This is a genomic window from Streptomyces sp. NPDC002845, assembly GCF_053591955.1.
Genome location: NZ_JBSFUU010000016.1, coordinates 58,712 through 72,046, shown reverse-complemented (window position 1 = coordinate 72,046; position 13,335 = coordinate 58,712). Strand labels below are relative to the sequence as shown.

Sequence of the window (13,335 nt, the reverse complement as noted above, 5' to 3'; positions counted from 1 at the left end):
CCCCGTCTCCTGAGAGGAGCGTCGCCGTGCCTCCCACCGATGCGAGCACCGACGCCGACGCCGACACCGCCCCAGCCACGGACACCGGCACGACCCGGGCCATCGACTCCACCGAGGCTCCTCCCGACGGCTCCGGAACCGCCCCCGGCGCCGACATCGGCCTGGACGCGGAACCCGGACCCACCCAGGACTGCGAGGACACGCTGGACCTGCGTCTGCCCGACGAGTTCCTCGCGCTCCTGGCCGTCGAGGAAGCCGGAGAAGCGGGAGGAGCCGGGGAAGACAAGGGAGCGGAGTCGTACGGTGAGGGGCATCGCTGGGAGACCGGCGGTGACCTGCTCGACAGCCTGGCCGACTGGGGGCCGAACGCCACCCCCGTGGGCGTTCTGCACCTGGTCCCCGTGCGTATCGAGCGGGACCTCCCGCTCATCACCCGGTGGATGAACGACCCCGCCGTGGCCGCCTTCTGGGAGCTTGCCGGACCCCAGTCCGTGACCGAGGACCATCTGCGTCCCCAACTCGACGGTGACGGACGCAGCGTCCCCTGCCTCGGCATGCTCGACGGCACCCCGATGAGCTACTGGGAGATCTACCGCGCGGATCTCGATCCCCTGGCTCGCCACCACCCCGCCCGCCCGCACGACACCGGAATCCACCTCCTCATCGGCGGTGTCGCCGACCGCGGGAGAGGCCTTGGCTCAGCCCTGCTGCGAGCCGTCGCCGACCTCGTACTCGACAAGCGCCCCTCGTGCGCACGCGTCATCGCGGAACCCGACCTTCGCAACACCCCTTCCATCGCTTCGTTTCTCCGCGCCGGCTTCCGGTTCTCCGCCGAGGTCGACCTGCCCGACAAGCGAGCCGCCCTCATGGTCCGAGACCGGGTCCTGCGCGATCTGCTGTAGCGCGCTCATTCCTGGTACACCGCTCGGCCCGATCCGGTTCCCATCCGAGGAGAATTTGTGCCCAATCCGTCCGCCGCCGCGGCCGCCGGAGCCCCGACCCCGCTGCTGTACGACCCACCTGAGCTGCGAAAAGACCGCTGGAACCGAGCCGGACGCCACCTGCTCGCCAAGATGATCGGCGAGTTCGCACACGAGGAGATCGTCCTGCCGGTGCCGGTGCCGGTGCCGGTGCCGGTGCCGGTCGAGGAGAGATCGGGAGCAGGAGCACCCGGCGGGAAAACGGACGGTTCCTCGGCCGGGGGAGAGGGAGCCATGCCGAGGCCGATCGGAGGAAGGAGCGTCGCGTCGGGGCAGAGCGGGGAACAGGACCCGACGGTCGAGTCGGCCGGAAAAGCAGGAAAAGCAGAGACTCACGCCCATGCGGCGCCCAACGGCATCCACCCCTACACCCTCCGCCTCGACGCCGGAGGCACCCTCACCTTCCGAGCCCGTCGCACCGCGTACGGCAGCTGGCGCGTCGACCCCGACTCGCTCACCCTCACCGAACGCGGTGCGGGCCCGCGCCCCTGCACGGATCCGCTCGGCTTTCTCACGAGGGCCCGCGGCACGCTGGGCCTCGACGGCGCGACGCTCGGCCATGTCATCCGTGAACTGACCACGACGCTCGCGGCGGACGTGCGGCTGGAGCACACGGCGTTGACGGCGGACCAACTCGCCGACCTCGGGTACGCGGAGCTGGAGGGCCACCAGACAGGCCACCCCTGGATCGTGCTGAACAAGGGCCGCCTGGGCTTCTCCGCCACGGACGTCGCCGCGTGGGCGCCCGAGGCCCGCAGAGCGGCGCCCCTGCCCTGGATCGCGGTGCACACCTCGCTCGCCACCTACCGAGGCGTCCCCGGCCTCGACACCGCCGACCAGCTCTATGCCCGCGAACTGGACCCGGCCGTACGGGAGACCTTCACAACGGCACTCCACACGCGCGGGGTGACGTCTGAGTCGTACCTCTTCCTGCCCGTGCACCCTTGGCAGTGGGACGACGTCGTCCTGCCCCTGTTCGCGCCCTCGGTGGCCGCAGAAGCGATTGTTCCGCTGCCCACGGACGGTGATCTGCGCCTGCCTCAGCAGTCGGTCCGTACGTTCCTCAACACCACGCGCCCGGACCGGCACACCGTGAAGCTGCCGCTGTCCGTCCTCAACACCCTGGTGTGGCGGGGCCTGCAGACGGAACGCACGCGCGCGGCACCCGCCGTGACCGCCTGGATGCACGCCCTGCGCGACGCCGACCCCTTCCTCGGCGACACCGGTGTCATCCTGCTCGGCGAGGTCGCCTCGGTGACCGTGGAGCACCCCGTGTACGACACGCTCCCGGAAGTGCCGTACCAGTACAAGGAGTTGCTCGGCGCGATCTGGCGCGAGCCCCTCCCGCACCACCTGGCGCCCGGCGAACGCGCGCGCACCCTGGCCGCGCTCCTGCACACCGACCCGGAGGGCCGTGCCTTCACCGCCGAGTTGGTCGCACGCTCGGGGCTGCCGCCGAGCACCTGGCTGCGTCGCCTCTTCGGCGCGCTGCTGCCGCCGCTGCTCCGGTTCCTCTATCGGTACGGCACGGTGTTCAGCCCTCACGGGGAGAACGTCATCGTTGTTTTCGACAACGATGACGTTCCCGTAAGGCTCGCGGTGAAGGACTTCGTGGATGATGTCAATGGCAGCGCCGAGCCGCTGCCCGAGCAGGCCTCCATGCCGGACGAGGTGCGCGATGTCCTGCTGGCCGAGCCACCCGCGTTCCTCACCCAGTTCATCCATTCCGGGCTGTTCGTCGGCGTGTTCCGCTACCTCGCGCCGCTGTGCGAGGAACAACTGGACGTACCGGAGGACGAGTTCTGGTCCCTTGTACGGGCCGAGATCCTCCGCCACCAGAGGCTGTTCCCGGAGCTCAAGGAGCGTTACGAAACGTTCGACCTGCTCACTCCGCGTATCGAGCACCTGTCTCTCAACCGTAACCGGCTGCACTTGGACGGCTACCGTGACCGCCCCGACCGCCCGCACGCCGCCGTGCACGGCACGGTCCCGAACCCCCCTGAACGCATCGTGATCACCACGGTCGTACGCGTCTTGATCACGTCCCTCGTTCCGGGCTTGATCGCTCCATTGTCGGTGGCGGGCCGTAGGGTGGTCGCGCTATGACAGAGCCCTCACTTCCCGAACTCCTGCATGCTGCCGTCACTGCCGTCGGCGGCACGGAGCGCCCTGGCCAGGTGACCATGGCCGAAGCCGTCGCGGAGGCGGTCGACAACGGCTCCCACCTGCTCGTCCAGGCGGGCACCGGCACCGGAAAGTCGCTGGGCTACCTGGTGCCCGCGCTCGCGCAGGGGGAGCGTGTCGTCGTGGCGACGGCGACCCTGGCGCTGCAGCGACAGCTCGTGGAGCGGGACCTGCCGAGGACGGTCGACGCGCTGCACCCCCTGCTGCGCCGCCGCCCCGAGTTCGCCATGCTCAAGGGCAGGTCGAACTACCTGTGCCTGCACCGCCTGAACGAGGGCGTGCCGCAGGAAGAGGAGGAGGGTCTCTTCGACCAGTTCGAGGCGGCAGCCCCCACCAGCAAGCTCGGCCAGGACCTGCTCCGGCTGCGGGACTGGTCGCAGGAGACCGAGAACGGCGACCGCGACGACCTCACCCCCGGCGTGTCCGACCGAGCCTGGGCCCAGATCTCCGTGTCCTCCCGCGAATGCCTGGGCGCCTCGAAGTGCACGTACGGCGCCGAGTGCTTCGCCGAGATGGCCCGCGAGCGTGCCAAGCTCTCGGAGGTCGTCGTCACCAACCACGCGCTGCTCGCGATCGACGCCATCGAGGGCGCGCCGGTGCTCCCTCAGCACGAAGTGCTGATCGTCGACGAGGCCCATGAACTGGTCTCCAGGGTCACCGGCGTCGCGACCGGCGAACTCACTCCCGGGCAGGTCAACCGCGCCGTACGCCGCGCCGCGAAGCTGGTCAACGAGAAGGCCGCCGACCAGCTCCAGACCGCCGCCGAGGGCTTCGAGCGGCTCATGGAGCTCGCCCTGCCGGGACGCCTGGAGGAGATCCCGGAGGACCTCGGCTATGCCCTGATGGCGCTGCGCGACGCCGCCCGTACGGTGATCTCGGCGCTCGGCAGCACGCGCGACAAGTCCGTCCAGGACGAGGACGCGGTCCGCAAACAGGCGCTGGCGTCCGTGGAGAGCGTGCACGACGTGGCGGAGCGCATCAGCAACGGCTCCGAGTGGGACGTCGTCTGGTACGAGCGGCACGACCGCTTCGGCGCTTCCTTGCGCGTTGCCCCCATGTCCGTGTCGGGCCTCCTCAGGGAGAAGCTGTTCGCGGACCGTTCTGTCGTCCTGACCTCGGCGACGCTCAAGCTGGGCGGCGACTTCAACGGCGTAGGAGCCTCCCTGGGGCTGGCGCCCGAGGGCACGGAGGGCGAGGACCTGCCGCAGTGGAAGGGCGTCGACGTCGGCTCACCGTTCGACTACCCGAAGCAGGGCATCCTGTACGTCGCCAAGCATCTGTCGCGCCCCGCGCGGGACGGCGACCGGAAGGACATGCTGGACGAGCTCACCGAGCTGATCCAGGCGGCGGGCGGCCGGACACTCGGCCTGTTCTCGTCGATGCGGGCCGCCCAGCTGGCGGCGGAGGAGCTGCGCGTCCGGATCCCCGAGTTCCCCATCCTCCTGCAGGGCGAGGAGACCCTCGGAGAGCTGATCAAGAACTTCGCGGCCGACGCGAAGACCTGCCTCTTCGGCACGCTCTCCCTCTGGCAGGGCGTCGACGTTCCGGGTCCCAGCTGCCAGCTGGTCGTCATGGACAAGATCCCGTTCCCGCGCCCCGACGACCCCTTGATGAGCGCCCGCCAGAAGGCCGTGGAGGACGCGGGCGGCAACGGCTTCATGTCCGTCGCCGCTACCCATGCGGCCCTGCTCATGGCCCAGGGTGCCGGCCGCCTCGTAAGGGCGTCGGGGGACCGCGGTGTGGTCGCCGTACTGGACCAGCGGCTGGCCACGGCCCGATACGGGAGCTACCTCAAGGCGTCACTGCCCGACTTCTGGTACACGACGGACCGTAACCAGGTACGGAAGTCGCTGGCGGTGATCGACGCGGCGGCGAAGCAGGCGGAAGCCGAGTAACCCACTGCGTCGGCCCGCAGCCACGGCTGCGGGCCGACGCACTTCCGGACAGCCCAGGGCCCCGGAACCGGCGCAGGGGTCCCGGGGCCCGGATTAGAGGCGGGTGCGGCCCGCCCGTCGTGGGGGCGTCACACCCGGCGGAGAACCGCTACCACCTTGCCGAGGATGGTCGCGTCGTCGCCGGGGATCGGCTCGTACGACGCGTTGTGCGGCAGCAGCCAGACGTGGCCGTTCTCGCGCTTGAAGCGCTTGACCGTGGCCTCGCCCTCCAGCATCGCGGCCACGATGTCGCCGTTCTCGGCGACCGGCTGACGGCGGACCGTGACCCAGTCGCCGTCGCAGATGGCGGCCTCGATCATCGAGTCACCGACGACCTTCAGCACGAACAGCTCGCCGTCACCGACCAGCTGCCGCGGCAGCGGGAACACGTCCTCGACCGACTCCTCGGCGAGGATCGGTCCACCGGCGGCGATCCGGCCGACGAGCGGCACGTACGACGCGGCCGGCTTGCCCGCGGTGTCCGTGGGCTGCGCCGAGGACTGATCGGAGCCCCGGACCTCGTATGCGCGCGGGCGGTGCGGGTCACGCCGCAGGAAGCCCTTTCGCTCCAGGGCCATCAGCTGGTGCGCCACTGAGGACGTGCTGGAGAGGCCGACCGCCTGGCCGATCTCCCGCATCGACGGCGGGTACCCGCGCCGCTGCACTGAGTCCCTGATGACCTCGATCACGCGGCGTTGCCGGTCCGTGAGTCCGGAGCTGTCCGCCCGGATGCCTGGAGGTCGGCCCGGCAGGGACCGCTTGGGTCCCTCGGGATTCGTGGCTTCGTTCATCGCATGCACCGGCTCGAATCGGTCCTGGGAGCGGTCCTGGGCAGTGATGGTGGCACTGTCTGCGGTGGTGGTCACGTCGGCCCCTCTCGATGGTCTCCCGTGCTGGACAACGGTAGTTGCTTTCGAAAGGTTGCGCCAAACACACGTTCGAGTGAAAAATTGTGGATTACCTGACGTGATCAAGCGCCTGGGTGTATGGCTAGCGCCGCGCCGGGCGGACAAATGCAGTCATTGCTGTACTCTTCACCGCCGGGGCGATGGCCTTGTGGGCCGGTCCCGCTTCGTGGCTCAGTCTGCCACTCGGTGTCCCGTCAATCGGGCATCGTTCCTCTTCCGTGCGGCGCCCACGCTATCCCTGTCCGGCCTGTGACGGAACGGTCGCGCGGCACATGCCCATACGTGTGCGACACGCGCGTCGTGGGTGGATTTATGAGCCAAGCACCACATCTAGTGGTTGGATTGCAACAGCAGCCCAGAAGTTGTGGTCCCCCGGGTCTTCGGGGCCTTGGTCATCGCCTATGCTGGGAGCTGCTTCGAGGGGCCCAAGTGGCGTTTCGAGGCTATTGAGTCTGCTGTGAAGGAAGGTTGGGAGTTCCATGCACTGCCCCTTCTGCAGGCACCCCGACAGCCGGGTCGTCGACTCCCGCACGACCGACGACGGTACGTCGATCCGCAGGCGCCGCCAGTGCCCCGACTGCTCCCGCCGTTTCACGACGGTGGAGACGTGTTCGCTGATGGTGGTCAAGCGGTCCGGCGTCACCGAGCCCTTCAGTCGTACCAAGGTCATCAATGGTGTGCGCAAGGCATGCCAGGGGCGGCCCGTCACCGAGGACGCCCTCGCCCAGCTCGGCCAGCGGGTCGAGGAGGCGGTGCGCGCCACCGGAAGCGCCGAACTGACCACCCACGACGTGGGGCTGGCCATACTCGGCCCGTTGCAGGAGCTCGACCTCGTCGCCTACTTGCGGTTCGCGTCCGTGTACCGGGCGTTCGACTCGCCGGAGGACTTCGAGGCGGCGATCGCGGAACTCAGGGAAGAGCAGCGGGAGCGCCCCGGCGGCGACGGAGACGCGGACGACGAGGGCGTCGCCGCGGAGCGCCAGGAGAAGGACCGCGGGTCCGGAGGGACTGGTCAAGTCCCCGTGCCCGCCCACGCCGCCGACTGACCGGCGGACCGCCCGGACGGATCCCCGGACCGGACGATCGGCGGCGACTACGGACCTGTTGCGGACGGCTGCGTCAGCGGTGCCGCGACACAAGACAGAACACCGTGTCACGGGAACAAAGTGGCACTTCAGGGCGTTTTTGCCCGATACAGGGAGGCGGCATGACAGAGACGGCGAGCGGTCCGGCACGGAGTTCCCGGGCGAAGGGGACCAAGGCGAACAAGGGCCTGCGCATCGAGCGGATCCACACGACTCCGGGGGTGCACCCTTACGACGAGGTCGAGTGGGCGAGCCGTGACGTCGTCATGACCAACTGGCGCGACGGCTCGGTCAACTTCGAGCAGCGCGGCGTCGAGTTCCCCGAGTTCTGGTCGGTGAACGCGGTCAACATCGTCACCAGCAAGTACTTCCGCGGTGCCGTCGGCACCGCGCAGCGCGAGGTGAGCCTCAAGCAGCTCATCGACCGCATTGTGAAGACGTATCGGAAGGCCGGTGAGGACCACAAGTACTTCGCCTCGCCCGCCGACGCCGAAATCTTCGAGCACGAACTGGCGTACGCCCTCCTGCACCAGATCTTCAGCTTCAACAGCCCTGTCTGGTTCAACGTCGGCACTCCGCAGCCCCAGCAGGTCTCCGCCTGCTTCATCCTGGCCGTCGACGACTCCATGGAGTCGATCCTCGACTGGTACAAGGAAGAGGGCATGATCTTCAAGGGCGGCTCCGGCGCCGGCCTGAACCTCTCCCGCATCCGCTCCTCCAAGGAGCTCCTCTCCTCCGGCGGCAACGCCTCCGGGCCGGTCTCCTTCATGCGCGGCGCCGACGCCTCCGCAGGAACGATCAAGTCCGGTGGCGCCACCCGCCGCGCCGCCAAGATGGTCATCCTGGACGTCGACCACCCCGACGTCGAGGACTTCATCGAGACCAAGGTCAAGGAGGAGGAGAAGATCCGCGCCCTGCGTGACGCGGGCTTCGACATGGACCTGGGTGGCGACGACATCACCTCCGTCCAGTACCAGAACGCCAACAACTCGGTCCGTGTGAACGACGAGTTCATGAAGTCGGTCGAGGACGGCGGCAAGTTCGGCCTCCGCTCGCGCATGACCGGTGAGGTCATCGAGGAGGTCGACGCCAAGTCCCTCTTCCGCAAGATGGCCGAGGCGGCCTGGGCCTGCGCCGACCCGGGCATCCAGTACGACGATGTCATCAACCACTGGCACACGTGCCCGGAGTCCGGCCGTATCAACGGCTCGAACCCGTGCAGCGAGTACATGCACCTGGACAACACGTCCTGCAACCTCGCCTCGCTGAACCTGATGAAGTTCCTGAAGGACAACAACAAGGGCGACCAGTCCTTCGACGTCGAGCGCTTCTCCAGGGTCGTCGAGCTGGTCATCACCGCGATGGACATCTCCATCTGCTTCGCGGACTTCCCGACCCGGAAGATCGCCGAGAACACCCGCGCCTTCCGTCAGCTCGGCATCGGCTACGCCAACCTCGGCGCCCTGCTGATGGCGACCGGTCACGCGTACGACTCCGACGGCGGCCGTGCCCTCGCCGGCGCCATCACCTCGCTGATGACCGGTACGGCGTACAAGCGCTCCGCCGAACTCGCCGCGGTCGTCGGCCCGTACGACGGCTACGCCCGCAACGAGCAGCCGCACCTGCGCGTCATGAAGCAGCACGCCGACGCCAACGCCAAGGCCGTCCGCATGGACGACCTGGACACCCCGGTCTGGGCCGCCGCCACGGAGGCCTGGCAGGACGTGGTCCGCCTCGGTGCGAAGAACGGCTTCCGCAACTCGCAGGCGTCCGTCCTCGCGCCGACCGGGACCATCGGCCTCGCGATGTCCTGCGACACCACCGGTGTCGAGCCGGACCTGGCGCTGGTCAAGTTCAAGAAGCTGGTCGGCGGCGGCTCGATGCAGATCGTCAACGGCACGGTCCCGCAGGCCCTGCGCCGCCTGGGTTACCAGGAGGAGCAGATCGAGGCGGTCGTCGCCCACATCGCCGACCACGGCAATGTGATCGACGCGCCGGGCCTCAAGCCGGAGCACTACGAGGTCTTCGACTGCGCCATGGGCGAGCGCGCCATCTCCCCGATGGGCCACGTCCGCATGATGGCCGCGATCCAGCCGTGGATCTCCGGCGCCATCTCCAAGACGGTCAACATGCCGGAGTCGGCGACCGTCGAGGAGGTCGAGGAGATCTACTTCGAGGCCTGGAAGCTGGGCGTCAAGGCGCTCGCGATCTACCGCGACAACTGCAAGGTCGGCCAGCCCCTCTCCGCCAAGAAGAAGGAGGAGGAGAAGGCCGAGGTCACCGCGGAGTCCGAGGCGACGATCCGTGAGGCCGTCGAGAAGGTCGTCGAGTACCGTCCGGTCCGCAAGCGCCTCCCCAAGGGCCGCCCCGGCATCACCACGTCCTTCACCGTCGGCGGCGCCGAGGGCTACATGACCGCCAACTCCTACCCGGACGACGGTCTCGGCGAGGTCTTCCTGAAGATGTCCAAGCAGGGTTCGACCCTCGCGGGCATGATGGACGCCTTCTCCATCGCGGTCTCCGTCGGCCTCCAGTACGGCGTGCCCCTGGAGACGTACGTCTCGAAGTTCACGAACATGCGCTTCGAGCCGGCCGGTATGACGGACGACCCGGACGTGCGGATGGCGCAGTCGATCGTCGACTACATCTTCCGCCGCCTGGCGCTCGACTTCCTGCCGTTCGAGACGCGCTCCGCGCTCGGCATCCACTCCGCCGAGGAGCGCCAGCGCCACCTGGAGACCGGCTCGTACGAGCCGTCCGAGGACGAGGTGGACGTCGAGGGCCTGGCCCAGTCCGCGCCCCGCGCACAGGAGTTGAAGGCCGTCGCCACCCCGAGGACCGAGGTCGGCGCCGCCATGCCCGCTCCGCAGCAGGCCCACACCAGCGCCGAGCTGGTGGAGATGCAACTGGGCATCCAGGCGGACGCCCCGCTGTGCTTCTCCTGCGGCACGAAGATGCAGCGGGCCGGCTCCTGCTACATCTGCGAAGGGTGCGGCTCGACCAGCGGGTGCAGCTGACCCTGAAGCACTGAAGGGCGGTACGGCCGTTGACCGTGCCGCCCTTCGGCGTTGTGGAGGTCCTGGGATCAGGACGCGCGGGGGCTGCCCATGACGCGGATGAAGGAGGCCGGGTCCGCGTCGTAGCCGTGGACGCCGGGCTGGAAGGACCACACGCCGGACTCGTCACGCAGGAACTCGGCGACGACCGCGGCCGTCGAGTCCGGTACGCCGCCGAAGTCGTCCTCGGCCAGGTCGGTGTAGCCCTCGCGGATGCGCAGGGCAGGATTGCGGACGTTGGCGAAGGTCTTCTCGCCGGTGCGCTGCTGGATGGCGACACCGACCACCACGCGCGCGTAGCGGCTGTCGAGGCGGTTCAGCTCCAGGATCATGATCTCGTCCCAGCCGAAGCCCTGGCCGGTCGTGCTGTCACGGCTGAGATGGATGGTGCCGTCGGGGGAGCGGCTGTCGTGGTGCACCACGTAGGCGGGCTTTCCGTGTGACTCGGCTGCCAGATAGGGCGCCGCGATGATGTCGAGATCCGTGGGTGGTTGCCCGATGGGTTCGTCGTCCCACTTGATCGCCACTTCGACCTTGCTGATGCCCTTGTTGAGGCCGTTCACCAGATCTCCTCTCCCCGTTCACAGGCTTGCGGCTCGAACTGTCATGGAGCTCAGGCCAGTTGTCCATTCTCCCACGCGCGCTGGGGCGCTCGCCCGGGTGCTGTCCGCCGGAGCGTGACCGGGGCCACGCTCTGTGGCCTTACCATGGCGCGGTGCTGGTCAAGTGGATTCGCTGCACCGTGGTGGACCGCCGCGGTTTCGAGCGGGGGCAGCGAAAGTGGGCGGGGCTTCTGGGGGAGCCGGGGTTCCGTGGGCAGGGTGGGGGCTGGAGCCGGGGCAGGCCCGGTGTGGTCCACATCTTCTCCTTCTGGGAGAGCCGTGCCTTCTACGACTCCTTCATGGCGCGTTCCCACGACCGGCTCGCCGCCTCGCAGTCGGGCACCTTCAAGGACGCACAGGTCAAACTGTTCGACTACCGCTTCGACGTGAAGACCGGCTTCGAGCCGCGTTTCACGGACGCCGACCTGGTGCGGGTGGCGCACTGCCGTGTCCACGAGGAGCGGGCCGAGCACTTCGCGCTGATGCAGGAGAAGGTCTGGAACCCCGCCATGGCCGGCTCGCCCGGCATGGTGCGCGGTCTGTTCGGCGAGGCACCGGGCCACGAGTTCATGATCCTCTCCATGTGGCAGTCGGCCGCCGAGCACGGCAAGTACCGCACCGAGCGTGTCGAGCGGCTCGCTCTGCGTGCCCAGATCGAGGCGGACGTCGCGGCCCTCGCAGGTGACATCGTGGAGCTGGAACCGGCCTGGACGGTGTGAGATCCGGACGGCTCGGCCGGAGATCCGGACGCGCCGAACCGGAGCCCAGGGGTACTCGGTCCAAGAAACGGACGCTCGTATCGTGCGGCGTGGTGTGCGAGACCTGTGTGACCTACGCCGTATGAGGACCGTACGGGTGCTCGACGGGCCGTCACTCGATCTAGGGTTCTGACATGGCACGTCCACGGCGCATCGTCCTTGTCCGGCACGGCGAATCAACGGGCAATGTTGATGACACCGTGTACGAACGCGTGCCCGATCACGCTCTCGCCCTCACCGAGCGGGGCCGGCGGCAGGCAGAGGAGACGGGCAAGCGATTGCGCGAAGTGTTCGGCCAGGAGCGCGTCAGCGTGTACGTCTCCCCGTACCGCCGTACGCACGAGACGTTCCGGGCCTTCCACCTCGACCCCGGGCTGGTGCGCGTACGCGAGGAGCCGCGCCTCCGCGAGCAGGACTGGGGCAACTGGCAGGACTGCGAGGACGTACGCCTCCAGAAGACGTACCGGGACGCGTACGGGCACTTCTTCTACCGCTTCGCCCAGGGGGAGTCCGGCGCCGACGTGTACGACCGGGTCGGCGGCTTCCTGGAGAGCCTGTTCCGCAGCTTCGAGCAGCCCGACCACCCCTCGAACGTCCTCCTGGTCACGCACGGACTGGCCATGCGCCTGTTCTGCATGCGCTGGTTCCACTGGACGGTCGCGGAATTCGAGTCGCTGTCCAATCCCGGGAACGGGGAGATGCGGATGCTCGTTCTCGGAGACGACGGCAAGTACACGCTTGACCGGCCCTTCGAACGCTGGCGTGATCCGGAACCGTACGGAGTCACCGGTTAGAGTGGCAGGGCGATGACCGCTGACTCCTCTCCCCACGGGCGCCTGGACCGCGCCCTGACCAGCCTGCGCGGACTCGCGGTGGGGGACGCGCTGGGCTCGCAGTACTTCGTGCCCGAGAACTATCCGCTGCTCAAGCGCCGCGAGACGCCGTCCGGCCCCTGGCAATGGACCGACGACACGGAAATGGCCTGCTCCGTAGTGGCCGTTCTGGCGGCCCACCACCGGATCGACCAGGACGTGCTGGCGCGCTCCTTCGCCGAGCACCACGACTTCGACCGGGGCTACGGGCCTGCCGTCAACCGGCTGCTGAGGCTGGTCCGGGAGGGCGGCGACTGGCGCGAGCTAGCCGCCGCGCTCTTCAACGGACAGGGGTCGTGGGGCAACGGCGCGGCGATGCGGATCGCCCCCTTGGGGGCCTGGTACGCGAACGACCCGGAGCAGGCGACACATCAGGCGGAGATCTCGGCCTACCCCACGCATCAGCACCGCGAGGCCGTAGTCGGCGCCATGGCCGTCGCCGCGGCCGCCGCCTTGGCAGCCGATCCCGCGGGCCCGCCGAGAGCCGAGGCGCTGCTCGACGGCGTCATCGCACTCGTACCGAAGAGCGCCGTCGGCGCGGGCCTGCGCCGTGCCCGGGACATGCTCGACTACGGGGACGCGGCCACCGTTGCCGCCGTCCTCGGCTGCGGGCGGCGTACGACGGCGCACGACACGGTGCCGTTCGCGCTCTGGTCGGCCGCGCGCGCCCTCGGCAACTACGAGCGGGCCTTCTGGACGACGGCCCAGGTGGGCGGCGACGTGGACACGACCTGCGCCATTGTCGGCGGAGTGGTCGCCTCCGGTAAGGCGGGGACGCCCCCGGAGGCGTGGGTGGAGCAGACGGAGGGACTGCCCGGCTGGGCACCCGTCGCGAAATAGCGGGCCGCCGCGAACACCCGACTGTCACAGGCATGCCACAGTGTGTCCTCATCCCGCTGTGCGTGCTCTCCCGCGTCCTAGCCTGGCTGCTCACGCGCCTGTTGACCATGCCGGGC

General features: G+C 69.0%; 10 protein-coding genes. 8 read left to right on the top strand and 2 right to left on the bottom strand.

From position 1 onward, the window contains the following. Positions 1-26 precede the first annotated feature (26 nt). From ACWD3C_RS14265 to ACWD3C_RS14255, 3 genes are read left to right on the top strand one after another with little or no spacing between them, the layout of a single operon-like run. Complete coding sequence (locus tag ACWD3C_RS14265; RefSeq protein WP_451143581.1) at positions 27-902, top strand: GNAT family N-acetyltransferase; 876 nt, start codon at positions 27-29, stop codon at positions 900-902. Positions 903-959: 57 nt separating this feature from the next. Continuing rightward, positions 960-3,086, top strand: coding sequence for an IucA/IucC family protein (locus ACWD3C_RS14260; RefSeq protein WP_451143579.1), 2,127 nt, complete (start codon positions 960-962; stop codon positions 3,084-3,086). Further along, entirely contained in the window at positions 3,083-5,059 is a 1,977-nt protein-coding gene (locus ACWD3C_RS14255) for an ATP-dependent DNA helicase (protein ID WP_451143577.1), read from the top strand. Before ACWD3C_RS14260 ends, ACWD3C_RS14255 begins: the two co-directional genes overlap by 4 nt. Before the next feature lie 128 nt (positions 5,060-5,187). Here ACWD3C_RS14255 and lexA read toward each other — a convergent pair whose 3' ends face one another. Beyond that, positions 5,188-5,964 carry a transcriptional repressor LexA gene (gene lexA, locus ACWD3C_RS14250; protein ID WP_451143575.1) on the bottom strand — a complete coding sequence of 259 codons (777 nt, stop codon included), beginning with the start codon at positions 5,962-5,964 and terminating at the stop codon, positions 5,188-5,190. Positions 5,965-6,485: 521 nt separating this feature from the next. On the opposite strand from lexA, the gene nrdR reads away from it, so the two are divergent. Together nrdR and ACWD3C_RS14240 are read left to right on the top strand one after the other, a co-directional pair. Next, positions 6,486-7,052 carry a transcriptional regulator NrdR gene (gene nrdR / locus ACWD3C_RS14245; RefSeq protein ID WP_451143573.1) on the top strand — a complete coding sequence of 189 codons (567 nt, stop codon included), beginning with the start codon at positions 6,486-6,488 and terminating at the stop codon, positions 7,050-7,052. A 161-nt stretch (positions 7,053-7,213) separates the two neighbouring features. After that, positions 7,214-10,108: a vitamin B12-dependent ribonucleotide reductase gene (locus ACWD3C_RS14240; RefSeq protein WP_451143571.1), complete on the top strand. Its 2,895-nt coding sequence runs from the start codon at positions 7,214-7,216 to the stop codon at positions 10,106-10,108. Between the two features lie 68 nt (positions 10,109-10,176). On the opposite strand, the gene ACWD3C_RS14235 is transcribed toward ACWD3C_RS14240, so the two are convergent. Further along, complete coding sequence (locus tag ACWD3C_RS14235) at positions 10,177-10,710, bottom strand: TerD family protein (RefSeq protein WP_451143569.1); 534 nt, start codon at positions 10,708-10,710, stop codon at positions 10,177-10,179. A 152-nt stretch (positions 10,711-10,862) separates the two neighbouring features. Between ACWD3C_RS14235 and ACWD3C_RS14230 the strand changes: the two genes are divergently transcribed. From ACWD3C_RS14230 to ACWD3C_RS14220, 3 genes are all read left to right on the top strand, one after another. Continuing rightward, complete coding sequence (locus ACWD3C_RS14230) at positions 10,863-11,468, top strand: YdbC family protein (RefSeq protein ID WP_451143567.1); 606 nt, start codon at positions 10,863-10,865, stop codon at positions 11,466-11,468. A 173-nt stretch (positions 11,469-11,641) separates the two neighbouring features. Continuing rightward, positions 11,642-12,301 carry a histidine phosphatase family protein gene (locus ACWD3C_RS14225; RefSeq protein ID WP_451143565.1) on the top strand — a complete coding sequence of 220 codons (660 nt, stop codon included), beginning with the start codon at positions 11,642-11,644 and terminating at the stop codon, positions 12,299-12,301. Positions 12,302-12,313: 12 nt separating this feature from the next. Continuing rightward, on the top strand, positions 12,314-13,219 hold the full coding sequence (locus ACWD3C_RS14220; protein WP_451143563.1) for an ADP-ribosylglycohydrolase family protein: 906 nt from the start codon (positions 12,314-12,316) through the stop codon (positions 13,217-13,219). The last annotated feature ends 116 nt before the right edge of the window (positions 13,220-13,335 follow it).